The sequence below is a fragment of the Sphaerisporangium album genome, assembly GCF_003323745.1.
GTDB lineage: Bacteria > Actinomycetota > Actinomycetes > Streptosporangiales > Streptosporangiaceae > Sphaerisporangium > Sphaerisporangium album.
Genome location: NZ_QOIL01000003.1, coordinates 1 through 23,824, shown reverse-complemented (window position 1 = coordinate 23,824; position 23,824 = coordinate 1). Strand labels below are relative to the sequence as shown.

At 69.4% G+C, this 23,824-nt stretch carries 37 protein-coding genes; 6 read left to right on the top strand and 31 right to left on the bottom strand.

Features of this window, described 5'->3' with window-relative positions; all coding sequences use genetic code 11:
* Nucleotides 1-260: 260 nt before the first annotated feature.
* Nucleotides 261-656 carry a hypothetical protein gene (locus DQ384_RS05215; protein WP_114027560.1) on the bottom strand — a complete coding sequence of 132 codons (396 nt, stop codon included), beginning with the start codon at nt 654-656 and terminating at the stop codon, nt 261-263.
* Nucleotides 657-1,482: 826 nt separating this feature from the next.
* On the opposite strand from DQ384_RS05215, the gene DQ384_RS05210 reads away from it, so the two are divergent.
* The 4 genes from DQ384_RS05210 to DQ384_RS05195 all read left to right on the top strand — a co-directional run bounded on the left by DQ384_RS05210 (nt 1,483) and on the right by DQ384_RS05195 (nt 3,434).
* Nucleotides 1,483-1,728 carry a hypothetical protein gene (locus tag DQ384_RS05210; protein ID WP_114027559.1) on the top strand — a complete coding sequence of 82 codons (246 nt, stop codon included), beginning with the start codon at nt 1,483-1,485 and terminating at the stop codon, nt 1,726-1,728.
* Nucleotides 1,725-2,387: a hypothetical protein gene (locus DQ384_RS05205; RefSeq protein ID WP_114027558.1), complete on the top strand. Its 663-nt coding sequence runs from the start codon at nt 1,725-1,727 to the stop codon at nt 2,385-2,387. Before DQ384_RS05210 ends, DQ384_RS05205 begins: the two co-directional genes overlap by 4 nt.
* A gap of 104 nt (nt 2,388-2,491) precedes the next feature.
* Nucleotides 2,492-2,755: a hypothetical protein gene (locus DQ384_RS05200; RefSeq protein ID WP_147268650.1), complete on the top strand. Its 264-nt coding sequence runs from the start codon at nt 2,492-2,494 to the stop codon at nt 2,753-2,755.
* 124 nt (nt 2,756-2,879) lie between these two features.
* The gene (locus tag DQ384_RS05195; RefSeq protein WP_147268649.1) at nt 2,880-3,434 is read left to right on the top strand and encodes a zinc finger domain-containing protein; all 555 of its coding nucleotides are present in this window, start codon (nt 2,880-2,882) and stop codon (nt 3,432-3,434) included.
* A 48-nt stretch (nt 3,435-3,482) separates the two neighbouring features.
* On the opposite strand, the gene DQ384_RS05190 is transcribed toward DQ384_RS05195, so the two are convergent.
* The 4 genes from DQ384_RS05190 to DQ384_RS05170 form a co-directional block, all read right to left on the bottom strand.
* Nucleotides 3,483-3,854 carry a MerR family transcriptional regulator gene (locus tag DQ384_RS05190; protein WP_220182792.1) on the bottom strand — a complete coding sequence of 124 codons (372 nt, stop codon included), beginning with the start codon at nt 3,852-3,854 and terminating at the stop codon, nt 3,483-3,485.
* 26 nt (nt 3,855-3,880) lie between these two features.
* Nucleotides 3,881-4,633, bottom strand: a complete 753-nt coding sequence (locus DQ384_RS05185) for an SDR family NAD(P)-dependent oxidoreductase (RefSeq protein WP_114027555.1) — start codon at nt 4,631-4,633, stop codon at nt 3,881-3,883.
* Between the two features lie 158 nt (nt 4,634-4,791).
* Nucleotides 4,792-5,073 carry a hypothetical protein gene (locus tag DQ384_RS05180; RefSeq protein ID WP_114027554.1) on the bottom strand — a complete coding sequence of 94 codons (282 nt, stop codon included), beginning with the start codon at nt 5,071-5,073 and terminating at the stop codon, nt 4,792-4,794.
* Nucleotides 5,074-5,620: 547 nt separating this feature from the next.
* On the bottom strand, nt 5,621-6,808 hold the full coding sequence (locus DQ384_RS05170; RefSeq protein ID WP_220182791.1) for a Fic family protein: 1,188 nt from the start codon (nt 6,806-6,808) through the stop codon (nt 5,621-5,623).
* A 163-nt stretch (nt 6,809-6,971) separates the two neighbouring features.
* Here DQ384_RS05170 and DQ384_RS05165 point away from each other — a divergent pair, with 163 nt between their 5' ends.
* Nucleotides 6,972-8,042, top strand: a complete 1,071-nt coding sequence (locus tag DQ384_RS05165) for a virulence RhuM family protein (protein ID WP_220182790.1) — start codon at nt 6,972-6,974, stop codon at nt 8,040-8,042.
* A 588-nt stretch (nt 8,043-8,630) separates the two neighbouring features.
* Entirely contained in the window at nt 8,631-8,810 is a 180-nt protein-coding gene (locus tag DQ384_RS05155) for a hypothetical protein (RefSeq protein ID WP_114027550.1), read from the top strand.
* Nucleotides 8,811-9,075: 265 nt separating this feature from the next.
* On the opposite strand, the gene DQ384_RS40995 is transcribed toward DQ384_RS05155, so the two are convergent.
* The 26 genes from DQ384_RS40995 to DQ384_RS05035 all read right to left on the bottom strand — a co-directional run bounded on the left by DQ384_RS40995 (nt 9,076) and on the right by DQ384_RS05035 (nt 23,686).
* Nucleotides 9,076-9,237 (bottom strand): hypothetical protein, encoded by a 162-nt coding sequence (locus DQ384_RS40995; RefSeq protein ID WP_181871040.1) that lies wholly within the window; start codon nt 9,235-9,237, stop codon nt 9,076-9,078.
* 5 nt (nt 9,238-9,242) lie between these two features.
* Nucleotides 9,243-10,163: a hypothetical protein gene (locus DQ384_RS05145; RefSeq protein ID WP_114027548.1), complete on the bottom strand. Its 921-nt coding sequence runs from the start codon at nt 10,161-10,163 to the stop codon at nt 9,243-9,245.
* Nucleotides 10,160-10,957: a tRNA(His) guanylyltransferase Thg1 family protein gene (locus DQ384_RS05140; RefSeq protein WP_181871039.1), complete on the bottom strand. Its 798-nt coding sequence runs from the start codon at nt 10,955-10,957 to the stop codon at nt 10,160-10,162. Before DQ384_RS05140 ends, DQ384_RS05145 begins: the two co-directional genes overlap by 4 nt.
* A complete protein-coding gene (locus DQ384_RS40990) occupies nt 10,954-11,361 on the bottom strand; it encodes a hypothetical protein (protein ID WP_181871038.1) in 408 nt (135 codons plus the stop codon). Before DQ384_RS40990 ends, DQ384_RS05140 begins: the two co-directional genes overlap by 4 nt.
* A complete protein-coding gene (locus tag DQ384_RS05135; RefSeq protein WP_147268648.1) occupies nt 11,354-11,977 on the bottom strand; it encodes a hypothetical protein in 624 nt (207 codons plus the stop codon). The genes DQ384_RS40990 and DQ384_RS05135 overlap by 8 nt, the downstream gene beginning before the upstream one ends.
* 5 nt (nt 11,978-11,982) lie before the next feature.
* Complete coding sequence (locus DQ384_RS05130; protein WP_114027545.1) at nt 11,983-12,423, bottom strand: hypothetical protein; 441 nt, start codon at nt 12,421-12,423, stop codon at nt 11,983-11,985.
* Complete coding sequence (locus tag DQ384_RS05125; RefSeq protein WP_114027544.1) at nt 12,420-12,839, bottom strand: hypothetical protein; 420 nt, start codon at nt 12,837-12,839, stop codon at nt 12,420-12,422. Before DQ384_RS05125 ends, DQ384_RS05130 begins: the two co-directional genes overlap by 4 nt.
* Nucleotides 12,839-13,480: a hypothetical protein gene (locus DQ384_RS05120; protein WP_220182789.1), complete on the bottom strand. Its 642-nt coding sequence runs from the start codon at nt 13,478-13,480 to the stop codon at nt 12,839-12,841. The genes DQ384_RS05125 and DQ384_RS05120 overlap by 1 nt, the downstream gene beginning before the upstream one ends.
* Nucleotides 13,470-14,063, bottom strand: a complete 594-nt coding sequence (locus DQ384_RS05115) for a hypothetical protein (RefSeq protein ID WP_114027543.1) — start codon at nt 14,061-14,063, stop codon at nt 13,470-13,472. The genes DQ384_RS05120 and DQ384_RS05115 overlap by 11 nt, the downstream gene beginning before the upstream one ends.
* A complete protein-coding gene (locus tag DQ384_RS05110; protein WP_114027542.1) occupies nt 14,056-14,451 on the bottom strand; it encodes a hypothetical protein in 396 nt (131 codons plus the stop codon). The genes DQ384_RS05115 and DQ384_RS05110 overlap by 8 nt, the downstream gene beginning before the upstream one ends.
* On the bottom strand, nt 14,444-14,740 hold the full coding sequence (locus DQ384_RS05105; RefSeq protein WP_114027541.1) for a DUF7352 domain-containing protein: 297 nt from the start codon (nt 14,738-14,740) through the stop codon (nt 14,444-14,446). The genes DQ384_RS05110 and DQ384_RS05105 overlap by 8 nt, the downstream gene beginning before the upstream one ends.
* The gene (locus DQ384_RS05100) at nt 14,737-15,180 is read right to left on the bottom strand and encodes a hypothetical protein (RefSeq protein ID WP_114027540.1); all 444 of its coding nucleotides are present in this window, start codon (nt 15,178-15,180) and stop codon (nt 14,737-14,739) included. Before DQ384_RS05100 ends, DQ384_RS05105 begins: the two co-directional genes overlap by 4 nt.
* Complete coding sequence (locus tag DQ384_RS05095) at nt 15,173-15,466, bottom strand: helix-turn-helix transcriptional regulator (RefSeq protein ID WP_114027539.1); 294 nt, start codon at nt 15,464-15,466, stop codon at nt 15,173-15,175. The genes DQ384_RS05100 and DQ384_RS05095 overlap by 8 nt, the downstream gene beginning before the upstream one ends.
* Nucleotides 15,459-16,028: a hypothetical protein gene (locus DQ384_RS05090; RefSeq protein ID WP_114027538.1), complete on the bottom strand. Its 570-nt coding sequence runs from the start codon at nt 16,026-16,028 to the stop codon at nt 15,459-15,461. The genes DQ384_RS05095 and DQ384_RS05090 overlap by 8 nt, the downstream gene beginning before the upstream one ends.
* Nucleotides 16,021-16,257: a hypothetical protein gene (locus tag DQ384_RS05085; RefSeq protein ID WP_114027537.1), complete on the bottom strand. Its 237-nt coding sequence runs from the start codon at nt 16,255-16,257 to the stop codon at nt 16,021-16,023. Before DQ384_RS05085 ends, DQ384_RS05090 begins: the two co-directional genes overlap by 8 nt.
* The gene (locus DQ384_RS05080) at nt 16,254-17,846 is read right to left on the bottom strand and encodes a hypothetical protein (protein WP_114027536.1); all 1,593 of its coding nucleotides are present in this window, start codon (nt 17,844-17,846) and stop codon (nt 16,254-16,256) included. Before DQ384_RS05080 ends, DQ384_RS05085 begins: the two co-directional genes overlap by 4 nt.
* Nucleotides 17,843-18,127 carry a hypothetical protein gene (locus DQ384_RS05075; RefSeq protein WP_114027535.1) on the bottom strand — a complete coding sequence of 95 codons (285 nt, stop codon included), beginning with the start codon at nt 18,125-18,127 and terminating at the stop codon, nt 17,843-17,845. The genes DQ384_RS05080 and DQ384_RS05075 overlap by 4 nt, the downstream gene beginning before the upstream one ends.
* Entirely contained in the window at nt 18,124-18,324 is a 201-nt protein-coding gene (locus DQ384_RS40270) for a hypothetical protein (protein WP_147268647.1), read from the bottom strand. Before DQ384_RS40270 ends, DQ384_RS05075 begins: the two co-directional genes overlap by 4 nt.
* Entirely contained in the window at nt 18,321-18,554 is a 234-nt protein-coding gene (locus DQ384_RS05070) for a hypothetical protein (RefSeq protein WP_114027534.1), read from the bottom strand. The genes DQ384_RS40270 and DQ384_RS05070 overlap by 4 nt, the downstream gene beginning before the upstream one ends.
* Complete coding sequence (locus DQ384_RS05065) at nt 18,551-19,069, bottom strand: PadR family transcriptional regulator (RefSeq protein ID WP_114027533.1); 519 nt, start codon at nt 19,067-19,069, stop codon at nt 18,551-18,553. Before DQ384_RS05065 ends, DQ384_RS05070 begins: the two co-directional genes overlap by 4 nt.
* 44 nt (nt 19,070-19,113) lie before the next feature.
* Nucleotides 19,114-19,494 (bottom strand): hypothetical protein, encoded by a 381-nt coding sequence (locus DQ384_RS05060; RefSeq protein WP_114027532.1) that lies wholly within the window; start codon nt 19,492-19,494, stop codon nt 19,114-19,116.
* Nucleotides 19,487-19,963: a DUF6283 family protein gene (locus DQ384_RS05055; RefSeq protein WP_114027531.1), complete on the bottom strand. Its 477-nt coding sequence runs from the start codon at nt 19,961-19,963 to the stop codon at nt 19,487-19,489. Before DQ384_RS05055 ends, DQ384_RS05060 begins: the two co-directional genes overlap by 8 nt.
* On the bottom strand, nt 19,956-20,885 hold the full coding sequence (locus DQ384_RS05050; protein ID WP_147268646.1) for a hypothetical protein: 930 nt from the start codon (nt 20,883-20,885) through the stop codon (nt 19,956-19,958). The genes DQ384_RS05055 and DQ384_RS05050 overlap by 8 nt, the downstream gene beginning before the upstream one ends.
* Nucleotides 20,875-22,707 (bottom strand): RNB domain-containing ribonuclease, encoded by a 1,833-nt coding sequence (locus tag DQ384_RS05045; protein ID WP_114027529.1) that lies wholly within the window; start codon nt 22,705-22,707, stop codon nt 20,875-20,877. Before DQ384_RS05045 ends, DQ384_RS05050 begins: the two co-directional genes overlap by 11 nt.
* 155 nt (nt 22,708-22,862) lie before the next feature.
* Nucleotides 22,863-23,423 carry a hypothetical protein gene (locus DQ384_RS40985; protein WP_181871037.1) on the bottom strand — a complete coding sequence of 187 codons (561 nt, stop codon included), beginning with the start codon at nt 23,421-23,423 and terminating at the stop codon, nt 22,863-22,865.
* Between the two features lie 50 nt (nt 23,424-23,473).
* The gene (locus DQ384_RS05035) at nt 23,474-23,686 is read right to left on the bottom strand and encodes a hypothetical protein (RefSeq protein ID WP_147268645.1); all 213 of its coding nucleotides are present in this window, start codon (nt 23,684-23,686) and stop codon (nt 23,474-23,476) included.
* Between the last annotated feature and the right edge of the window lie 138 nt (nt 23,687-23,824).

The window sequence follows — 23,824 nt, the reverse complement described above, 5'->3', positions numbered from 1 at the left end:
GCCCGGAAGTCGCCCCCGGGGAAGCCGGCCCCGAACGCGAAACAACCCCGCCGGGCAATGCCGCGCGGGGTACGCTGGGAGTACTCCTCTGGGAGTGTTCAACCTGCAGGGACCGGCGAGGCTTCCGATTTCAGCACCCCCGCTTGCGCGGGCGAGTGCCGCCTCGCCGGTCCCTTTGGGTTGCCGGGCAGGGTTGAGGTGTCAGAGAGGGATCCGGTGGGGGTGCCGCCCCGAGCTGGATGCCCGGGGCGGCGGGTGACTCACTCCTCGTCTTCCTCCTCGAGCTCCAGCCGGATCTCCGCGTGGTCGCCGAGGTGTGTCAGCCTTGTGAGCGTCGCGGTCATGGCGGCCAGGCGGCGGGGCTCTTCGCCGAGGTTGATGATGACCAGGCCCTGGTCATGTGCGGTGAGCCATTCCAGGAGGACCTGCTGCATCATGGCGGCGGTGAGGGCGTCCATGGGGAGGGCGCTGATGTCCCGCCGCGCCTTGTCCACGGCTGCGACCGCGATGACCCCGTCGAGGCCGTCCTCGGTGATCGCCGGGAGGGCGATCGGGATGGGGAGTCGCAGGAGGAGCTTGCTGATGAGCATGTAGCCCCCTACGAGCATCGCGGAGAGCTCGTCGAACGAGTACTCGCGCTTGTGGTGGTCTTCCACCGTTTCTCCTCTCTTGATTTGTCAACCTGCCTGCCGGTTCGGGGTTCCGATCCCCCTTGCCGACACCTGAAACTATACAGCAGTTACATACCTAGTGCCAGTGATTCGGGCGCTCTCTTTCCAGTAATCTCGTTCGCCCATTCGCTCGCGATAGGTACGTAAGTGCTGTATAGTTTCAGGTGTCGGGAGGAAGTCGGAAGCCACGCGGCGAGCAGGTTGAAAACTCAACAGAGGAGCCCTCAATGAGGACGACACGGAACATCGACAACTTCGCGATGGTGACCCTCCGGTACGCCGGCCACCACCACGCGAGCACCGAGATCCACCAGGGCACCGTCCGCATCTACCTCCCCAACGTGGCGATCACCATCGGGGACGCCGACGCCGCCCGCTCCGCCGAGCGGGTCTGGCGCGACGCCGAGCGGGCCATCCCGAAGATCTTCCCCACCCAGGACCAGGCGGCGGGCTACCAGCCCCCGGACGGGTCCCGCGTCTGGACCTCGGTGACCCTGCACGGCTGGCTCCAGGGCCGCGACATCCAAGGCAGGCTCCCCGCCGCTCAGCCCCAGCGGCTGCGGGGAGATGAAGGTACGGCTCGGGTCGCTGATCGTCATCATGGACGACCACGACGCGGCCAACCGCCAGGTCGGGATCTGGGGCGAGGCGTTCAACCTCGCCAAGCAGGTGTTCTCAGCGGAGTGATCGCAACCGGGAGGGGACGGGCCCGACGCCCGCCCCCTCCCGGGGTTATCCACAGAACCCCATTCGGGCTCCCCTCGCCGCGGCAACGCGGCACACCCTGAGACATCCACCAGAGGAGAAGACCATGTACGAGATCCGCGACGAGCTCGGCAACGTGCTCGACGCGCCGGCCACGGTGCCACTCGCCGAGCAGGCCCTCGAGGAGCTATGCGCGCAGGCCCACGCCCAGGCCGTCGCCAACGGCGAGGGCGCCGACGACCTGTGGGTCCGCCTGCGCGTCGTCGACGCCCACGGCCAGACCGTGATGTTCCGCTACTACAACCCCGACCCCGGCAAGCCGTACGTCCCGCTCAACAGGGAGAACCTGTGATCCCGCACGACCACCAGGCGGTCAACGCCCGCACCGCAGCGCAGATCCTCGGCAAGTCGCTCCAGACCTGGCGCAACCAGAAGCTGGCGGACAAGCACGGCTTGCGGCCGCTCAACCCGGGGCGGCGCACCCTGCTGTACGACCGCGCCCAGGTCGAAGCTGCCCGCGACGGCCGCCCGCTCCCCGCATTGCCGGTCGGCACGACGCAGCACCCGGACGACCTGCTCGACGAGCAGGACGCGGCCGAGTACCTCGAGGTGGACTACTCCACCGTGCGCGCCGACAAGTCGCTCGGACGCCTGCCCGGGTGGTTCGACGTGGAGGGCGTGGACCACATCCGCCGCGCGACGCTGGACGTGGCGATCGCGGCACGCCCCGGCCGAGGGGTCGGCGGTGGCCGCCCGCGGAAGTCTCTGTTCAGCACCGGCTCCGTCAGCGTGCCGCCCGGGCGGGCGCTCGTCCTGCTCGTGGTCGGCGACGTCGCCCAGCTCGTCACCGCGCTGCATCCGGCGGCCGCGCCGCTGCAGGTGTCGGCCGAGCGGATCGCCGAGCAGGCCGGGCTGCCGGCGAATGAGCTTCCCGGGCGGCGGTTCGCGGTTGAGCGGCTCACGCAGGATGACGCCGATGGATTCGTCCTGGTCGATGACCCGCGGCTGTAGGTGGCGGGTTCCCGGCCGACGGTTTTCTTTGTCCGTACGTATGGACATTGTTAAGGGGTCGCCCTAACATTGTCCGTATATAGGGACAACGTTAGGGAATGGGCATGAACATCACGACCGACAGCAACAGCGACGAGGCCTTCGCCAAGGCCGCCACCCAGCACATCACCCGCACCAACCTGGGGGGCCGCGTGGAAGTCAGCGTCGGCGGCTACTTCTACACCGTCACCATCCCCGACAACTACCGCGCGCTGATCGAGTACCGGCGCGGGTGGGGCGGCCTGGAGAACATGCACATCAACGCGACGCCCAACCAGGACCGCGCCCTGCGCGCCCAGCTCGCTCGCACCGGCGACAACAGGGCGTAGGCCAGACAGTCCCACGAAGCCCGCCGCACCCCACGGAGCGGCGGGCTCTTCGGTCTCCAATGCGCTGGTCAACCCTCGGACTACCGGCATCGAACACCAGCCCCCTCCCCCTACGGTGATCGCCGTGAGCAAGCGCAAGCCCACCAAGAGGGAACGCAAGGCCGCTCTGGCCAAGCAGCGCGCCCGCAACGACGCCGAGTACCGCCGTCAGCTGGGCGTGGGCAGGGCCGGCGAATTGCCGAAGGCGATCGGCACCGCCGAGTCGGCCGGTGCCGCGCGCGGGGGCCGCGGCGCCGGCACCCGTAAGGCGGCTCCGTATCATCAGCCCGGGATGCGCGTGAAGCGCCTACGGGTGCAGGTGCGGGTGACGGTCGCGGAGGTGCATGGGGTCAGGTGCCCTCGGTGTTTGGCCCGGCCCGGCCAGTTCTGCCGGGAGGGCAGTGGGGCTGAGATCCCTGACGGGCACGGCGCTCGATGGCGGTCTGCGCGCCGTGCAGCTGCCAGGTACGAGGCCGAGCAGGCGGCCGCCCGTGGCGGTGGGCGTGCCCATGGCCGTCGCCGGGTCGACCGGCCAGAGGCGACCCCAGAGCCTGAGCAGCAGGTGGCCGTCGGCAGGCGGGACCCGGTGAACGCGGCCTTCGCTGCTCTGCGGGAGGGGCAGAGGCAGCGCGCGTTCTGAACGCGTGCTGCGGTCGGCAGCGGTACGGCTGTGACCGTCGACCACAGATCACGCAACCGAGCGAATCTTCCCTTCAACCACCTGTCGCAACGCCGCCGCCAGCCGGTCGCGTGCCTCGATCTGGACAGCAATGCGCTCCTCGAGGACCGCAAGGCGATCCAGCGCGACCTGAATGCCCCTGCCTGATGGTGGCGCGGCCACCACGTCACCATCCAGGCACGGCACGAACGCACGGACATCTGCCAGGGTGAGACCAGCGGCCAGCAAATGGCGGATGTTACGGACCCGTACCACCACGCCCTCGTCGTAGATCCGGTAACCGTTGGGCGCCCGCCTGGAGGTGATCAACCCCTCATCCTCGTAGTGCCGAAGCACACGCGGGGTCGTGCCCGTGGCCTGCGCCAACTCGCCGATACGCACCGATCGCACCTCCGCCGCCAGTCCTATCACGCGACCACCGCACCACCGTCCACCGGGAGCACCGCCCCCGTGACGAATGAGGCCTGTGGCGAGGCGAGTTGCGTGATCGCCCACGCCACTTCCTCGGGGCGCCCGATCCGCCCCAGCGGCGTGTGGGCCAGTTGCCACTCCCTGACCGCGGCCATCCGCTCAGGCGACAGCCCTTGATGCTCACCGATCGGGGTATCAATCCCACCGGGGGCCACCGCGACCACCCGGACCCCGCGTGGCGCCAACTCCACCGCCCAGCTGCGGGTCAGCAGTTCCAGGGCGACCTTCGTGGCCGCATACACCGAGTTGCCCGGCCAAGCACGCTGCCCGACCGACGTACTCACGTTCACGATCACTCCGCCACGAATCTCCAGCGCTGGCAACGCGGCCTGCGCCAGCAGCATCGGCGCAACCAGGTTCGTCGTCACCTGCTTTTCGATCAAATCTCGGGTCAACTTCCCGAGCGCCGCGCTGCGGACGATCGCCGCGTTGTTGACCAGCACGTCCAACCGGCCGTGCGACTCCATCACGCCGCGCATGATCTCCTGCGCGGCATCCTCGGCGGTGACGTCAGCGATCACCGGATGGATGCTGTCGTAGCCGGTCGCGGCCTCCGCCAGTGGCTCCGCCCTGCGGCCCACCGCCACTACCTGCGCGCCTCTCCCCGCGAACATCCGCGCCGTCGCACGGCCGATGCCTGTGCCGGCCCCGGTAACGATGACCACCATGTCCTGCAATGAGCTGTCCATGCGAGAAATGTTCAGACCATGACGCCAATGACAAGGTCAAGACGGCCAACATGCGGCAGCAGGACGCCGCCGTCTTGGCGCCTGACATCTACGGCAGGACCTGGGAGGAGGGCATCGCCCGCACCTTGTCCACGACAGCCGGGCGGTGAACCACCCCCTTAGGCCAGAGGCGGTGGCAGGCAGAACGCGCCCGGCTGGTCGGGTGTGCAGTCGCAGGCGCCGGGGTTCTCGGCGTGCCACCGCTTCCATGAGACGTAGCGCGGCGACCAGTACCGGCGGACAGCCTCGTCCCGGGGCACTGGCGGCGCCGGGTTGTCGAGGACTTCGGCGATGATGGCCCGCCGCTCGTCATCGGTGTATGGCGGCAGGCCGGCCTGCTCCCGCTCGGCCAGGGCGCGCGGGCTGAGCGTCGTCAGCAGCGTGTGCGGGATGTTCTTCATGTTGCAGGCCAGGTGCTCGATGCGCAGGTTGGCCGGGTCTTCCGTCCCGCCGGCGCCGAAGCCGACCCACAGGATGTGGCCGGTGCTGGGCGAGAGCGGGTGGGGCCAGCGCAGGTCGCGGTCGACGTGGGTGCGGCAGTACCCGCAGATCCACCCCTCACGGTCACCGATCTTGTTGCGGGTGTGGCGGCGGATACGGGCCCGCGGCGGCCGTGGCGGGCCGATGGGGGCAGCGCGAGGCGCGGGCGGGGAGCTGCCGTATCAGTTCTTCGTGTTCTTGGTTCACGTCGTCCGCCACGCCTTCATTCCGAGGCCTCCCGCTCCGCGCGCATCCGTGCGACCGCCGCCATGTCGGGCGGCTCATACGGCACGACGAGCAGCTGCTGGAAGCGGTCATACAGCCCGTTCTCCAGGAGCTCGAGGGGGGTCTGTTGCCAGGAGGGCGCGCGGCCGAGCGCCGGGGTGAGTATGAGGCCGGGCCGGCGCGCAATTGGTGGCCTGCCTCGGTTGCGCTGAAAGGGACGGGACTCACACGGCATATACCGGCCTACTCCTTGTCGGGCTCATCTGTACGAGCCCGCAGGGGTAGGAATGCCTGCATCTGCTCGATGAACGGTCGTACCGCACCGCGCTCGCGAACGATTAACCCGAGTTCGTCGAGGGCGTTGATGTCCCGGCTTACCGTCCGGCGAGTTTTTCCCGCGTACGCGGCCGCTAGCCTGGGCGATAGCTCGGGTATTTTGCTGATCTGCGTGAATTGGTAAGGAAGCAGGTCTAGCACCAAGTAGCGTTGGCGAACGCTCGCTGGTGTGTGACCGTCGCTGACCATCTCGTGGACGAAGTTGACCCATGATACGTCGAGCTGTTGCGCTTGGATGATCTTCACCTGATCGCGTAGTTCGTCGACGAAGCCTTCCAGGGCATATCGCAGGAACTTGCCAACCGGGTAAGGCGGGCGGCTGGTCTGCTGGAGCACTCGGTAGTACTGCGTGCGGGTTCGCATGTAGTAGTCCGAGGGCAGATGGGCGGACAGGGTTGGGACGCCGGCGTGGTTGAGCAACTGGAATTCCACGAGGCGGGCGGTCCGGCCATTGCCGTCGCCGAATGGGTGAATCCACGCGATGTACAGGTGGGCCAGCAGTGCAGCGATGACCGTCAAGGCTTGGCGGTACTCCTCGCCAAGCTGGTTGGGGAACTCGTCGAACCAGATGCATAGCTGATCGAGCAGGTGCTCGCAGTCCTCGGCGGGTGCTCCGCGGTAGTCGGTCCCGACGCCGACACCCTTGGTGCGTATCCGGCCGGGCTCTACCCCTTCGTCTATCGGCACGCCTTCCAGGACGTACTGGTTGAACAAGGCGATCCGTTCTGGGGTCAGCGCGAGGGATCGACTGTGCACGATGTCGTCGATGATCACGTTGTACGCCTTGACGATGTTGTCGATCTCTTGGCCGAGGTACTCCTGCGAGGGGGGGAGGTCTAGCTTTCGCTGGACGCGCTGCAGGACCTCTTCCTCTGTCAGGGTGTTGCCTTCGATCCATGTCGTGGCGTGGGCGCCCTTGCTTAAGTAGATCTCGTTGAGGTGCTCGGCCAGTCCGGGCTTGAGGGGGGCGCCGGCGATGTGCTCGGACTTGGAGATCACCTCGCCGAGGAGCATCCACATCCGACTGTCGATCTGGCGTTCTAGATCAAGCTTGAAGCTGATCCATGGGTGTGTCTCAAGGTGATGGCGGCTCACATGTCCCATGCTATCGGCAAGAAAAGCCCAGCTCAACGTGCATATCATGGAATGAGATGCTCATCACTGGCCGTCAGAGTGTCCCATGCCGTGCCCAAAGAGTGCCATACTGGTGTCCCGTAAGGGGAAGATAAGGTCACATCTAGATCAAGGGAGCGGCCAGGTGGCAGAGTCCTCGGGGGAGCTGATCCTTTACACCACCGACGACGGGCTCGTCCAGATGCAGCTGCGGCCCGTCAACGGCACGGTCTGGCTGTCGCAGGCCGAGATGGCGCACCTGTTCGACACGGGCATTCCCGCGATCAACAAGCACATCGCGAACCTCCTGGAGGACGGCGAGCTGACCGAGGCAACTATTTCCAAATTGGAAATAGTTCAACAGGAGGGTTCGCGGCTCGTCGGTCGTCAGATCAACGTCTACAACCTGGACATGATCCTCGGCGTTGCCTACCGCGTGCGATCGCCCCGGGGCATCCAGTTCCGCCAGTGGGCCACCACCGTCCTGCGGGAGTACCTGATCAAGGGTTTCGTGCTGGACGACGAGCGCCTCAAGCACCCGGGCGGCGTGGACTACTTCGACGAGCTGCTCGAGCGGATCCGGGACATCCGTGCTTCCGAGGCGCGCTTCTACCAGAAGGTCAGGGACGTCTTCGCCCAGACGAGCGTGGACTACGACAGCAAGTCCGACATCGCCAGCACGTTCTTCGCCACGATCCAGAACAAGCTGGTCTTCGCCGTGACCGGTTACACCGCCGCCGAGCTGGTCGTGAAGCGTGCCGATCCCTCCAAGGCGAACATGGGACTCACCTCCTGGAAGGGAGCCAAGGTCCGCAAGGCGGACACCACCGTCGCGAAGAACTACCTGAACGCTGACGAGATCGACGACCTCAACCGGCTGACGACCCAATTCCTGGACTACGCCGAGACGCGCGCCAAGCGCCGCCAGCAGATCACCATGGCCGAGTGGGTCGTGAAGACCAACGACTTCATCCAGTTCAACGAGTACGCGGTGTTGACCAATGCCGGCCGTGTCTCCCACAAGGACATGGAGGCCATGGTCGCCGAACGCTTCAAGATCTACGAGCAGGCCCGCCGGGAGCGCGAGGCGATCGAGGCCGCCCGCGAGGACACCGAGGAGATGCAGCGTCTGGAGGCAGGGGCCACTGAACAGGCTTTCGCCGAGCTCGAAGACGGCATTTCCAAGATCACTGGAGTTGGCGGCGATCGGGACTAGGCCGATCCCGGGGCGTCCGTCGATTCGGCAGGCGCCCCGGGATTCGCTCGAGCTCCTCGACGGTGCCCCAGATGCCAGCCAGGGAACGGATCGCGCCGCGGGCGTGATCGCGGGCGTCGGGGTGTGCTGGGTTTCGCGGCAGGCTTTCCACTCCATGTCGGCGAGGGCGTCACGGATCGCTTCGACGCGGCCGCGCTCCTGGTGGATGGTCGCGGCCTGCTTGCCGGCGTCGAGATGGGTGTGGGATGCCATGCGCTGCGGGGCGCCGGGACGGCTACGAGGGATATGTAGTTTACGACCTACCGTTTCGGCATCGTTTATGGCATAAATCCATCTATCGGACCACAATGGGCCTCTTCCGCAGCGAGGTGAGCTCCATGTCCGTTCCGTCAGAAGATCCCGCTCGGCGACTCAACCTCTGTCCCATCTGCCTGGCTGAGCCAGCGGAGACGAACGTCGCGGTCATGTGGCCCGACGGCGACACAGTGATTGAGAACTGGCACACGCCCGAATGCCCCTCCTACCTGGAACTGGAGTGGGATCTCATGGTCAACGCCGAAAAGGTGCAAGCGCGATGAATGGGCGGCAATGGCTTTCCCGGCAGCCTGCGACCGGCTCAAGGCTGCGATGGGCGCCCTGCCGTTGCACGAGCAGAGCAATCCGTTCGTCGCCGCCTTGGTGGAGCTGGTGACTCTCCAGCAGGGACGGACGGGCTTCGTGACGCTGCCGGAGTTCACCGAGGTGCTCGATCGTCATTTCCCTACGTAGAGCCGGCCTCTGCGGCGCAGGCGCGGCAGAGGCCGGCGAGCACGCGGAGCGCCCGGGCCTGCTGGTCAGCGGTCAAGATGACAGTCCTCCCTTCCACGTCCTCGGGGGCATGAGAAGCCACCGCGGCCTGGCCGGTCCATGAACTCCCCGCGGCGCAGAAGAGCGCCCGACCAGTCGTGCACCCCCCGCTGAGCTTCCGCACGCGAGTCCGCCTCGACGGCCTGCTCGTCGAGCACGTACGCCTCCCCGTCCGGCACGATCGGGCTCACGATGACTTTGATGAGGTGCCCGGCGCGACCGCTTCGACGGCGGCGCGCCATCTGGGGGCGTCGGCTGCGGAGCATGCGATGGTGCGTTTGGAGTCCTCGAGGACCTGGTGCCAGAAGCGGATGTTCATCAGCACGTTCGAGGAGTCGTCGCCGCCCATCTTCCTCACCTTTCTCGTAACCAGTCCGCTGTGTCGCTGCGCGCGGCCCACAGAGCCTCGATTTGAGCCTGCGCGTCCAATGCCCGCTCGACGCGGTCGCGCCAGTCGTCCGCCTGCAGGTCGAACAGCGACAGCTCGTGGCCGAAGCAGAAGTCGTCCCAGCCGTCCGGGGTCAGTTCCAGGAGGCCGGCCTTCGAGCGGGCGCGGAGCGCGCCCATCGCGATGCGCCACCGCTCGTCGGATGGTAGGGCTCCGAAGGCCTCGTCGACGGCGCTCGCCCGGTAGTCCTCCTGATCGTCTCCGTCGAGTTCGGCCCATTCCTCGGCGGTCCAGCTTGGCGGCCGCCACTCCGCAGGCGGCTCCCAGTCCCAGGCGACCGGGTTGGGGAAGCCGTCGCAGACCGAGTACGACATGACGACCGGTTCGTCGTCGCGGGAGCGCAGAAGCGGGATCACGCCGCGGCCTTTGCCGTGCGGGTGGTCGGGTTTTCCTTCCCAGCCCATGCCGCGGCGGAGCACGCCGGTGGCCAGCCCGCGTTCCATGATGTCGGCGAGCCACGCGCGGTGCGGCCCCTCGACGTAGGCGTGGATCTCGCATTGGCCGTACAGGCGGGCCATGAGCTTCACGCCGTCGTCGCCGAGTTCCAGCGCGGTGTTGAGCATCAGCGATGACGCGCGGAGTTCGCGGCCGTGCCAGATGAGCAGGTTCGGGGTGCCACCGGTGCGCGCGTACAGGTTGAAGCGGTCGGCCAGCTGGGCGCGCGGGGTGCCGACGAGTCGGCCGTGGGCGGTGAGCTCGCCCAGGGGGTCGAGCACGGGGGTGATGTGCTGAGCGGCGAGGTCGTGAGTGAGGACGCCGGCATGGGCGCGCTCGGCGCCGAGCAGCTCGGCCTCGTCGGTGGGGGTGTGGAAGTAGACGCGGCTCACGATCGCTCCTGGTGCAGCACGGGCAGCGGCGGAATGACGGTGGCTAGCCACCCGGTCGGCTCTGCGGTGAAGTGCGGCGCCGCGTCGGTTTCCCACCACGAGCGGATCGCCAGGGTCGTGGTCTCCTCGTGGGTGCGCCGGTCGACGAAGGTGACCTCCCGCTCCCCCGTCGTGCGGGTGCACACGCGGCCCCGTTTCGCGTCGGCCGGGTAGCCGTTCCAGTTGATGTTGTGCTCAGACCAGAGCATCTCCTGCATCTCCCCGGTGCTCTTCCCGTGGAGCTGCCGAGCGGAGAAGCGGGCCTGCGCGGCCATGGAGATCGAGTTGCGGATGCAGTCCCGCTGCCGCCAGACGAAGTAGTTGGCCACCTCGACCGGGTTCGGCAGTGTGAATACCCGGGCGTCGAACAGGGCCAGGGCGCCGTTGCGGCCGCCTTCGGCCGTGTTGAACGCGGCGGTCGCGGCCGACGCGGAGATGGACACCACCTTGGCTGTGACGCCGCCGAACCACGGCTGAGTGTGTGTGGACCCGAAGTCGGTGGCCAAGACGCTGATCTCGTCGGACTGGGTGTAGGCGACCACCGCGCCGGAGACCTCTTCGCACAGCGCCCGGGCGGTGGTGTTCATGGCGGTCATGAAGTCGCTGTCGAACGGCTTGTCGGCTCCGCGTAGGTAGGAGTGCGCTGCGCGGATGTCGACGCGGATGATCGCGTAGGTACGGCGCGGGAGCAGGGCCCGGGTCACGGCCTCGTAGGCCTTCATCCTGTCCCCGAGGGCGGTCTTGTCTGTGCTCATCGGTTCCTCCGTCGGGCCCGGGCGCGGCGCCGGCGGGCGTACTCGTGGCCGTTGATCGGGAGCGGCCGCGGGTTGCCGGCCGGGTTGCAGGCGCGGCAGCGGCGCCGGTGCCGGGCGTACTGGGGACCGTTCTCGATCTCGTGCTGCCATCGGGAGGTCTTGCCCAGAAGGCCCGGGAACAGGGTGCGCGCGGCCGCGGCCAGGGCACGCTGGACGCCATCGGCTGCTCGGACGAACGGTCCGACGTCGATCATGATCGTAAGCAGCGGGCGGTCGGTGCCGAGCAGAACGGCGTCCGGCCGGTTGAGATCGGCGACCGTGGGCGCGTCGGGGTTGGGCAGGTCGGGGATCCAGTAGACGCGGGTCTCCCCGGTGGCGGTGTGTCGCGGGGGCTGCTCAGGCACCCAGGTCCTCCTTGGGGAGCAGTCCGGCGAGCATGGCGCGGAGCCGGTCGAGGCACTCGTCGCGGGCGAGGTTGGCGGCGGTGGGGTGGCTGCCGGTGAGCAGGGTCCGGCCGATGCGCCCGTCGGGTACGAGCTCGGCGCGGATGGCTTCGAGGTCGCTGACGGCGACGATGACACGGCCCTGATCGGCCAGCGCCTTGGGCAGCCCGGCGACGACTTCAGCACGGAACTGGTCGAACAACTTCTTGGCGTGGGCCTGGAGGGTCTCAGCGACGATCTTCTCGTTCAGTTCTTCCAGTTGCGGCCGGGCCTCGGCGACGGCCTGGCGTACGACGCCCTCGATCGCGGCGGTGGCGTACTCGCGCGTCGCGGTCTCCAGGGCGTGCGCGGCGATGATCGGGGCGGCGGCCGCCACGCCGAGGCGCGCGGCGTGTTCGGCCTCGGTGCCGGACGAGATGATCGACTGTCCAGCGGCGAGCTGGGCCGCAGCGCGCGCTCCCGGGCGGATGCGCACCCCGCCGCGGAACGCCTTCTCCGCTGCGTCGAATGCCTGCTGTGGGATGTCCTGGCTCCCCTGCTCCTGCTCGCCCTCGGCGCCAGGTGACTGCTCAGGCATGGCGCTCACGACTGATACGCGCACAGCACCCACTGGGGCTGCTCCTGCTCTGGGGTGATGCCGAGCACGCCAACGGCGGCGCGGAGCTTGTCGTCCCAGCCCTCGCCGGCGGCCTGTGTGATCAGCGCCGCCAGGTCGAGCTCCTCGGTCTTCTCCCAGTCGGTGCTGATGACGTGGGCGGCCAGCATGTATTCGGCGTCGTCCCAGGAGACGTACCTCTCGAACTTGAGGCCGAAGTGAGCCTTCAGCTGCTCGTCACGATCCCAGGGGTCGGCCTCGACGCCGGCCGCTGCGAGGAGCACCGCTTCGGCCTGGCGGATGAAGTCGCCATGGTCTGGGTTGTACCAGGGCACGGCGGGGCTGCCGTACTCGTCCTTCTCTGCGATGTTCCAGCTTGAGCCGCCGAGGTTGTAGCCGTAGGCGAGGACAGCGTGGGGAACGCTCATGGCTGGCGCCTTTCGAGGGTGGAGGGCCGCTGGTCGGCCCGGCGGGCGAGGGTGGTGAGGTCGATGCCGAGTTCGGCGAGCGTGACTGCGGCGGCCGTCGTGGCGATCGCCGCGGCGGCGGCGACGTCCATCTGGTGTGCGCCCTGGGCGTCGGCGCGTAGGTACTGGCCGATGCGTTCGTGGAGCAGTTGCTCGGGCGTGAGGTCGGCGCCGGTGCGGCGGAGGAACTCAGGGCGGATCCTCGGGGTCTGAGGCTGCCGCTCGGGTGGCTCGCCGGGGCGGCCGTGGGTGATGAGGATGACCGCCCAATGGTCGCGGCCGGCGAGAAGCCGCCAGTACGAGCGGCGCTCCATCTCCGGGCGGGCGAGGATGCGCGCGAGTTTCGCGAGCCTGGACATCGGGGCGCGCGCGGCCATCACGCCACCACCTCGTCAGGCAGCGGACTGCCGTACCCAGCCCTGCGCAGCAGGGTGCACGCGTCCGTCAGGAGCATGCGGATGGGGAACTTGTGTCCGACCGTCCACAGGCCGTTCGGGCTGATGAGGCACTCGAGCTGATAGGCGCGCATGATCGCCCACCAGCAGGGTGCGTCGGCCGGGTCGGCTCCGGCGCGCTGCACCACCAGGATTCCTGCGCCAGCGCCCGCGTCGAGCTTCTCCGTGATGGTCTCGGTCAGCCATGCCTCGATCTGAGCGTCCGACGCGCTGCGGGCCGTGCCGCCGCTCCGGACCTTCCAGACCACACCGGGGCATCCCGTGATGTCTCCCTTGGCTTGCGCGGCGGTGCGGGCGCGGTGCTCCGCATTGGGGAAGCCGTGGTTATGCAGGACTTGGACGATGGCGGCCGCAGCGTCCAGGTCGAGATCCTTTGTCTCGCCGTTGGGCTCGATCGTCGGAGCGATACGCGCGTGAGCCTCGGTGAGCACCGCGGCGGCGATGATACGCAGGGCTTCGTCGTGCCAGGGGATTCCGTGGGCGAGAGCGACCGGATAGACCTTGGCGATCAGGTCCTTGGGGATGTCCTCTGGGCGGACTTGGTCGGGGTGCTCAACGGACATCGGCGCCCGCCCGTCCTTCGGTGATCTTCGCGGGTGAGGTGCCGTCGTCCCACGGCCGCAGGTCGTACACCTCGCCGCGTGGCAGAATCGGCCGGTTCTCGCGATCGAGGTACAGCCGCAGGTGCACCACGTTCGGCGCCCGGTACGGATCGTTCGGCCCGACGGCCGGCTCGAACCATGCCTTGGTGGCGTGCTCGCGGAAGAGCACCAGACCCCAGGCGCGGACCTCGTCGTCGTTGGGGGTCTCGGTCCGCATGGCGGCATACGCTCCCGGGCCGAGGTCGGCGGGAAGTTGGCGAACTTCGACTGGCAGGTCGGGCCGGGGGTGCGATACGGACAGGTGCAGGCACCGCTCGTAGTCGGAGTTCGCGAACCATCCGGACGCGTGGTAGCCGTAGTCGAGGGTGTACATGATCCTGGTGAGCCTGCCTGGCTCGGTGATCGCTGTGGTGTCCAGGCAGTGCGATCGGTCCGCGGTGGTGTCGCCGCGCCATGGGCGGGCGTAGGCCATGCGGACGAGGCGGCGGATCTGCTGGCGGGTGGCGGGGCAGGTGAGGTCCTCCCGGCCCCAGACGTCAACCATGCTGCGCTCCTTCAGGGCCCTTGTTCTCTCGTTGGGGTGCCGCGAGGGGCGCGACCAGCGGACGTAGGTCGGCCTGGATGTGAGGTGCATGCTGGTCGGCCGTGGCTTGATCGCCGGCGACGATGAGCCGCTCGGTGTGCTCCCCTCGGCCGCAGGTGGCCACGCCGAGGCCTGCGGCGATGAGGGCCGCGGCGTAACGCGTGAGGTGCTGGTGGGCCTCGTCGCGGGGCATTCTGGTGGGCATTCTGAGGAGCAGGGGATCGTGGTCGACCCGGTAGTAAATGTCGGCGGGGTCGTATCCGGCCTTGGTGAGGATCTCCTCGACCTGGCGCATGGCGGCAGCAGTGGCAGGGAGCGGCTTGGGGTTGGTGTACGGCTGGTCAGCCACGGTTCGGCTCCAGTTCGTAGAGGTGCCAGACCAGACCGTGCATGTCGCGTTCGGCGGTGCCGCGATGAATGGCGTTGACGGGCACGGGGTGTCCGGTGCCGAACACCTGGAAGGTGCGCTCGGCGAGTTGGACGTCGTGGCGCCACTCGGCCCAGAACTCCACGCCCGGCGTCATCGTGCCGATGGTGCACGTGGCGACCTTCACCGGGTCGGCGGCGAGCCGGAGGAGATGGGGGTTGTCGTCGATCGGCACGGCGTACCGGAACATCTGCTTGTACGAGGTGGTCATCGCTGGGTGTTGCCTTTCCTTCCTCGGGGTTCGAAGTGGGTCGCGATCTGCGCCATGGCCGAGTGCAGGTCCGGGTGATCGGCGCGCAGCCGGTGGCGTTGCGCGCTGCCGAGCCGGTGGTAGGCATAGGCCAGGTCGGCGGCGGGTTCGCGCAGGGCCAGGGCGTTGCGCTCGGCGGTACGGATGATGGACTCGGCCAGTACGTCCAGGTCGTCGGGCAGCGAGCCGGTCGGCTGCTCGGGTGATGATGCGCGCGGTCGGCTGCGCAGAGCGGCCGCCGCTGTCAGGCCGAGGCCAGCGCCGGCGATGATGCAGTACGCGGCCATGATCGGGTGGTCGGTGCGGATGGCGAAGTGGGCGAGGATCCCGTGGACGATCACGGCGTTGCCGCCTAGGAGGAGGATCGCGGGGCGCGCGATGGGCGGGAGGCGTTCAGCCACGTCGCACCTCTGAGGGGATGAGGCCGAGGAGCTGGTGGCTGTACTTCCAGCCGGCGGGGGTGAGTCGGTAGAAGCGGCGCCGGGGGTACGGTCCGTCGGCGAATTCGCCGGTCACCCAGGCGCGTTCCTCCAGTCGGTCGAGGCAGACGTAAGTGGAGCCCGCTCCGACGCCGGCGGCTTTTGTGATCGTGAAGCCGCCGAGGTTGGCGGCGTCGGTCAGGAGGACCAGCAGGACACGGCGCATGGCCCGCGTCGCTCTGATTCCGTCCAGGGTGTGCCTACGCATGGTCGTCTCCGGTGATCTGGTGGGCCGCGGCCACGGCCTTGGTGACGTCGCGCGGGTGGTGGCGCGTGTTCTGCAGGTTGGCCGTGGCGGTCGCGGCGGCCTCCTCGAGGAGGTCGGCGAACAGGCTGGCCAGTCCGGGATGCATGGTGGCGAGGAAGTCGCCGATCTCTGGCGTGACGTACGGCGTGCCCCAGGGGCGCTGCGGGCCGGTGGCGTGCAGGCGGAAGAGGCTGACCATGCTCCCGGCGGGGCGGACGATGGTGCCCTCGGGGAAGTGGGCGGCTTCCCACGGCTGGCCGCCGGCCGCTTCGGCCCGGGATCGGAGGATCTTGGCCGCTTGCAGGAGCGTGGCAGGGTAGGTGGTGGCGTCGACGGCGTCCTGCGCGTCGCGGACGGCGACCGCGTACGCGGCCCAGTCCCTCGGGCGGGCGCGGTAGGTCCGGTTGACGCTGCGCTGGACGTGCTCAGGCACCAGGGCCCAGTCCTTCGCGCACATGAGCTTGCTCGCCGGGATCCGCACGTTGCAGCTGCGGGCGGCGCACTCGTGGGTCGCCTCATCCATGGTTTGTCTCCAGGTGGTCGCGGAGTTTGGCGAGCCCGCCGGGGCCGAGGTTGATCCAGCCGCGGCGGTGGCCGTTCTGGTGGCGCTCGGCGGCCGCGACGATCGTGGCCAGGTCCTCGCGCCGGACCTCGACGTAGTCGGAGGGGTCCTGGCCGAGGTCGGTGGTGAGCTGGTCGTGCTCGGCGAGGTCGGCGGCGATGCTCGCTAAGGCGCGGGGAAGGTCATTCATGATCGGCCCCCCTCCGGGGTGCGGTTGCTGGCGGCGAGGAGCTTGAGGTGCTCCGTGCGCCATCGTTCGAGGTCGTTGCCAGCGACCGATGCGCTGTACGTGACAGGGATGCTGAACCGGCCGTTGATCGGGGGAAACACGGCGAGGATCTCGGCAAGCAGCTCGTAGGCGCGGACGAGCCGGTCGCTGGTGTCGGCCGCCTCCTGCCGCCAGTCGTCGGCGGAGCCCTGGAGCGCGGCCGCCAGGTCTCCCTCGAGCTTGGCGATGGCTTCGCCTGGGCGGTGCGGGTAGGGCGCGCCGAGGACGGCCTCGGCGATGCGGTCGGAGTAGGCGCGGACAACGCCGTACGGGGAACACCAGTCGCGCATGTCCTTGGCCAGGGCGATGACCCTGGCGAGCGCGGCACGGAGGAGGTCACGCTCGTGGGTGGTCCCCTTGAGGGTGGCCTCGGCCTGTTCGGCGAGGGCCTTCCACCCTCGGTGCTGGAGTTCGAGGAACTGCAGGTCTCCGGCGAAGGTGTCGCCCCGGTGCTTTTCGAAGGCGGCCTGGGCGCGGAGTTCGGCGAGTGCGTCGTCGCGTACGGCGGCGCACACCTCGGCCGCCTCCGTGCAGGTGACTCCCGTGAAGGACGGGTGTCCATCGCCCGCGAGGAACCTGACCCGCATCTGGCGATCAACACGCTCAGCCGGGGTTGCGCCTTCAACCGTCTCGGTGTCCGTCATCCGGTCGTAGCGGGAGGTAGGCTCGGTGAACTTCGCGGCGAGCGCCTCGGCGTACCATCTGCGGCGCTGCTGCTGAGCGAGTTCAATCTGGCCGCGAGCGGCGTCAGTGGTGCACTCGACCGAGTCGCCGTCGCAGGGCCCGTGTTCGACGTCGTGCCGGCACCGGCCGGACGGGGTGGCGTCGTCCAGGTTCGGCCGGGCCGGGCCGTCGGCGCGCGCGGCGCGGATCCGTGCGGCCTCGCGCGCGGGCTGGCCGAGGCATAGGGCCGCGGTGGCGGCGAGGCGTTCTTCGGCGTTGGTCAGGCGTGCCTCGTGGTTCAGTTCCTGGCAGCGGAGTGGTATCGAGGCGTGCGTGCGCAGCGTGTCCATGACGGTGTCGGCGAGCGCGCCGAACGGGATCAGCTGGGTGTGTTCGCAGACGACGGCGTGCCCGTTCCACTCGGCCTGGATGGCCTGGGCGATGAGATCGCGGAGAGCGCCGAGTTCTGGGGCGGTTGCGGGGCGCTCCGCGGGCGTGGCGTTCAGGCAGCTGGCCGGGTCGATGCCGTCGCAGTTGTCGCAGCGATGCTGCTGGGCGCGGGCCTGCGCGGTGATGTACGGCGCTGCGGCCGCCACGGCGACCTTGACCACAACGGACCAGGAGTGGGTGACGTTGCTGGCCTCGACCCCGAGGGCCTCGGCGGCGGCTGCGAGCGCCTCGGCCGGGATCGTGGCGTCGGGGTGCAGTTGAACGACGGCGTAGCCGCTGGCCGCCAGGGCGCGCAGAATTTCGCGGGGCCAGGCGAGCTCGACGGGACCAGGGGGATCGTCTGTGAGGGCGAAGACTGACGCGATGATCTCGGCCGGTGTGCGTGTGGGGGTGGTCACGGGGCGGTGTTGTCCTTCCTGAGCTGGGGGTATCCCGTTCGGTGGTATCGGAGCCGCTGCCACCACCGCGCGGGGCGCCAGGCGAGGCCGACGGCGTGGGCGCCGGGATGAGGCGTGCTGTAGCGGTCGCAGGCGTCACAGGCGTGGCCGATCCGCCATAGGGCGTGGCACTCGTCGCATCGCCACAGGTCGCCGCTTTGCCCGGTGGGGTTGCCGCGATGACCGTCGTTGGGGGCCTTGCAGCGGTGCGACTGTGGGGTGGCGCGGCGTACCCAGGTCATCGGGCCCTCCTCCGACGGCGGTAGGTGGCCTTCACGACGTTCACGCGGGGCCATCGATAGAGCAGCTCGCTGCGCGTCAGGCGAAGCTCGGCGGCTGCGCACTGCTTGGGGAAGAGACGGTGGATCCATTGGCCCCAGCTCTCGCCGGGCCGCTGCTGCTGGTCCAGCCTGAGGTCCTTGGTGTGCCGGCGTTTCATCGGCGCCCCCGCCTGAACCGGCGCCGGGCGCGCCAGTGGTCCACGGCGAACCCGACGACGCCGGCCAGCACGAGCAGCACCAGGCCGAGATGGAGATCGGCGTAGGTTCGGAGCACAGCCCCGCCGATGAGCCAGATCACGAGCTGAACGGCGGCGCAGAGCGCGAGCAGGGTGAACGTGGTCGCGAGCATGCGGAAGGGGTCGGGGCGGCGGGGCGTGCGGAAGGTCATGGCAGCAGTTCCTTGGGGTCGGCGCCCTGGAGGGCGGCGAGGATGTTGGCGCAGACGTGGCCGACCGCGCGCCACTTCGCCTGGTCGGCCGGGTCGGTGGCGGCATCTCCGCGTTGCAGGGCGGCGTCGCGCCAGGCGGTGGCCACGTGCTCGGCCGCTGTGCTGGCGTCTGGGCGCGGGTATACCTGGCGGTCCGGGATGGCCGGGTGCCGGTGGGCGGGCAGGTCTGCCAGGCGGGTACGGGCGAGCTCGGCGCCGGCGGGGGTGAGCTGGTAGTAGCGGCGCCGTAGCCGGCCTTCGTCCTCGGGGTCGGCGTCCTCCAGGTGGGAGGACAGCCAGCCGCGGGCCTGCAGGCGGTGGAGCATCGGGTAGAGAGTGCCGCTCTTGAGGCCGGTGGCGCGGAGGAGCTGCAGCCCGTAGAGGGCCCTGTCGGGTGAAGCGAGCAGCGCGGATAGGACGCTCGCTGTGGCGCGGGTCAGCAGGGTGCGGGCGGGGGAGCTCGTGCGATCGACCATGGGAGCCTCAGGCCGGGGAGCGGGTGGGAGGCCGCGTGAGGGGTTCACGGTTTCACCGCCTGGGCGTGCTGGCGGAGGTAGGCCGCGCGGTAGCGCTCGATGGAGCGCACGCCCACGCCCAGTTCGGCTGCCAGCTCCTTGAGCGTCGGCCGGGGGCGGCGGAGGTACATCTCGGCGAAGGACTCCATACGGGCCTGGTGGTTCACCGAGGTGCGCAGGACGGGGTACTGGTCGAGCGTGCCCGCGTACTGGTGGGCGCCGTAGCAGTAGTGGCAGAGCCCTCGGCCGTCGTGGGCGCGCAGGTGTTCGCAGTCAAGGCAGATGACCTTGGGCCGCGTGGGGTCGTCGATCACGGCGACCGCCGCTAGGCCGCGGCTGGGCGTCTCGGGGTGGCTGCTGGGGGTGCGGGCCGTCTGATCAGCCATCGCCGCCTCCGGCCTGCACGGCGGGCGGGTACTCCATCGGCCGATCGCCCCGGCAGAGGACCAAGGCTGGGTCGTCGGGGTGGACGCCGTTGGCGATGGCCATCTCCTGGTAGCCGTCGTACAGCTCGACGGTGGTATGCACTCCGAAGTACCTGGCGTAGCTCATGCGGACCGCGAGGTTGTCGCTGGCGCCGCGGAGCAGGAATCCGGCGCAGGTGGTGGGGGCGTCTCGACCGCTCGCGTGGCAGCCGAAGGTGTGTGTCGCCAGGTCGTAGGTGGTGCGGGCGCTGTGCCGGAAGACTTCGGGTGGGAAGGTCCCGGTTGGGGCGTCACGCCGCCAAGGGCAGGGGGTGATCCCGGCGCAGGGGTGGCGGCGGAAGGCGCGGGCGCCGTCACCGCGCTCCACCGAGACGACACCCCACTCGCCGTCGCCGCCGTCGTGGAAACCGAGGATTCGGTGGTCAGTCATCGCTGTCTCCGGTCTGCTGGGCGGGCGGCTGGACGAGGAGCTGCAGCAGGGTGGCGTGGAAGTGTCCGCCGAGCCCGTCAGGGCTCTGGGTGCGTAGGACCTCGGCCCACTCGCGGACCCGTGCGACGGCGGCCTCCGCATCGCTTTCCGGCGCGAGGCCGGCCCCGCTGAGCGCGGTCTTGAGCGCGTTCAGCGCGGGCTTCACGGACCGGGTCCATGGCGTCTGCTCGGGCGCGTTGGTGTATGGCTGGTCGAGCCGGTCGGCCACGGCGATCAGGACGGCGGTCAGGCGGCCCGCCGCGTACCGCGCCTGGGCGAGTGTGGCGTACGCGGCGTTGGCTCGCTCGACGGCCTGGCGCTGCTCGTACTCTGCGACGGTGATCTGCGCGTTCAACGGGGCGAGGAGCTCGTCGATGATCTGTGCGGCGGAGGTCTGGTCGCCGTCGATCAGGCGGCGGATCCATTCGGCGTCGGATGCGGCGACATGGGAACCGTCGGAGCGTGCGATGTGGATGGTGGTGGGCTGGCCGTCGCCGTCGCGGGTGGGCGCGACGTAGACGCCCCAAGAGCGGGACAGGGGGCGGGCGTGGCCGTCGGGGCAGTGCGGGCATCCGGTGGCGCCGGCGCCGGGCGTGGTGTACGCGGCGAGGATATTGCTGCAAGTCTGGGCGGCGGTCTGCCAAGACTGCTGCTCGGCGGGATCGGTGGCCGCAGCTGCGCGCTCGGCGGCGTCGCCGTGCCAGGCGTGGGCGAGGTGCTGAATGTTGGCGAGGGCGACCTGGACGGCTTCCTGGTGGCGGGCGGGGTCGGCGTTGAGGCACTCGGTGGTGCCGGGGACGCGGCCTGCACAGACCGAGCAGGCGCCGCAGGGCACAGCGAGCGGGAGCGGCGAAGTGAGGATCTTGGCACGGCTAGGCGACATCGGAGACCTCCACCTGCGGAAGGGGAGCGGCGTGGATCTGCTCAAGCAGCGCGGCGGCCGCGCGCTCGCGGGCCCCCGCCTTCGACCCGGCCTGTCCGGACGCGGTCAGCTCGCCGCGGCCGCGGATCGTGGCGGTGACCCACGCGGTGAACTTCGGCGCGTGGTCGGGCCCGGTGCGCTTGACGTCCCACTGGGTGTCAGAGGCGTACCCCTTGTGCGTGTACTCGGTGAGGGAACTCACCGGATGCTGGCCGGGCGGCGGTGCCGGCGGAAGGCCAGGGGATAGAAAGGGGTCCTCGGCGGGGGTCGACTCGGAGGGGATGATGTCCCCGGTGGGGTCGTCGACGCCGGCGAGCGCCGCCAGGAGGCTGGTGGCGGCAAGCTGCTGGGCGAGCTTCTTCACCGGGGCACGGCGGCCGGCTCCCCAGGCGCTGCCGTTGTCGAGCTGCATCGTGGCGAACGCGGTGAACAGCGGCGGCGGGCCTTCCTGCACGGTGGTGGTGAAGGAGACCGGCGTGCAGCGGTGCTGCTGGGAGCGCATGTTCAGGAGGCTGACGGCGTCCTGGGGGTCGGCGGCGACGTGGTCGAGCAGTACCCGCCGCGCGGGCGCCCACCTCGGGTCGGTGGCCACCGACAGCACCATGTGCTGGTCGAGCAGCGCGAGCTCGTCGGCGTGGCTGCGGCGGATGACCTCGGCGGCGAGGTCGTCGGAGTAGGCACCCTCCTTGCAGGCGCGTTTCAGGACGGGGGCGAACTGGGCGGGGGTGAGGTCGGCGAGGTCGTCGGCGGTCGCGGCCTTCGTGCGGGCCGCGGTGTGGGCGCGGTCCTTGAGCGCCTGGCTGCGACGTTCACGTCGTTCACGGGCGGCGGTGTTGAGCTCGTCGGCGATCTGGTCGAGGTCGCCTGTGGTGTACGGCGGGGTGCGGCCGTCGAGGGCGGCGATGATTTGCCGTTGGGTGACGAGGTCGGCGTAGCGGCGCAGGGGCGAGGTGGCGTGGCTGTAGGCGGGGAGGGTGAGCGCGTAGTGGCCGCGCACGGTCGATTCGTAGAGGGCGGGCCGCATCACCAGCGCCAGGCGTCGCTGTGTCGCTTCGAAGGCGCTGGTGACGCCGCTGGCGATCACGTGGTCGAGGTCGGCGGCGAGATCGCGCACGGGTGGCGTGGCGGCCGCGGCGGTGTGGTTGCGGAACAGGATCGGCACGTCGCGCTCAATGGCCCAGGCGGCGAGCGCCGCGTTGGCAGCAATCATGGCCTCCTGGACGATGATGTAGCCGATGTTGCGTTCGGGGGCGTCGACCCTGATGAGCTGTCCGTCGTCGTTGGTGGCCCAGCCCCGGATGAGGTCGTAGACGGCGAGCGCGCCGTCGGCGCGGCGCTTGCTCAGCAGCGTGGTGGCGAGGTGTGCGGCGAGGCTGAGCGTCGTGTGATGTGGGTGGGCGTAGTCGGCCAGGGCAGCGGGGACGAGGTCGTAGGACATGGCGACCGGGGCGCGCAGGGTGTCGCGGGTGATCCAGGTGTCTTCGACGGTGCCGTCGGCGCGGATGGTCAGGGTGATGGCGAGGGTGGCATTGGGCCGGTGCTCGTGCAGGGTGAGCTGCTGTTCGAGCTCCTTGGGGAGCATGCTGCGAGTCCAGGTCGGGCCGTAGACGGTGTGGCCGCGGTGACGGGCCTGGGTGTCGTAGGTGCTGCCGTCTTGGAGGGCGGCGGCGACGTTGGCGATGTGCACGGTGAGGTACCAGCCGCCGTGGCTGTCGGGTTGGACGTGGATGGCGTCGTCGCGGTCGAGGGTGCCTTCGCGGTCGATCATGAGGGGCGTGGTCATCGGACTGTTCTTCCTGGTCGATAGGGATGGTCGGTTGATCTCGTGGTGGCCGCTCGCGCCCTTGGCGGCCACGACCCTCAGGGCGTTGGCGGGGCCGGCCTCGTGCAGGTCGCGGTGCCAGATGAGTGGTCAGCGGTGGCCGGGCTGAGGCATGATCATGAGTCGCCCTCGTCGTCTTGGCCCTCGTCGAGGACCTCGACGTCCAGGACCGCATCCGCCTCGAGGGCCGCCACCGCGGCGAGTTCCTCCGGCACCACGCGGCCCAGCAGCGCGCGCTGCTCTGGCGTCAGGTTCAGCCGGTCGAAGACGCGCCCGAGCACGCCGAGGACCTGCGCGGCCTGCTCCTCCGCCATGCGGGTTTGCCGTTCAGCGATGCCGTCGGAGTGGCGGAGCCCGAACAGTTCGTTGATGGCGGCCATGGTCTTGAGCACCCGATCCGCGGCGTGGTAGTCGCCGCCCAGCGCCTTGGGCCAGAAGGCGGTTAGGAGCCGGTCATAGCGGTCCCCCTGGAGTTCGCGCAGTCCGTCGGCTGCGGGCTGCAGCGTCCGCCTCAGCGCTCGATCGATCGCTTTCTTCGCGACCGAGCGGTCGGCGTACCCGACCTTCTCGGCGATGACGTCGAAGGTGACGCCGGCGCGGCGGAGTTCCAACGCCCGGCGTTCCTTCTCGATCGTCTCTGCGGTCGGGATGAACCGCTGGTTGGGGTTGCGGGCCATGTACGGCGTGCTCCTGGGTGAGTCTGCGTGCGAGGGGAAGCGGGTCTGGTTCAGCGAGGGACGGGAGGCTCCGGAGTGGGCGGATGCCAGATCGACCAGGTGTCGCCGACGGATGTGCCGATCCGGATCACCGGGCGGGCGCCCTTCAGCTCCTGGTGGTTAAAGGCGAGGTGGAGGGCGATCTGGTCAAGGAGGGCCCCGCATCGCTCGGCCAGCCCCGGCAGGGCGTCGGCGGGTACCTGGTCGATGTCGAACCCGGGCACGCAGGACATGTTGTTGAACGACTTTGAAGATGCCGATGTAGTGGGCGGAATGCGGCATCCTGTCTGCCGACAAGATCGGATGCATGTTCCGGGTGACCGGGGAGTTCGTCGGCGGCGGCACCTCGCCGACGAAGGGCA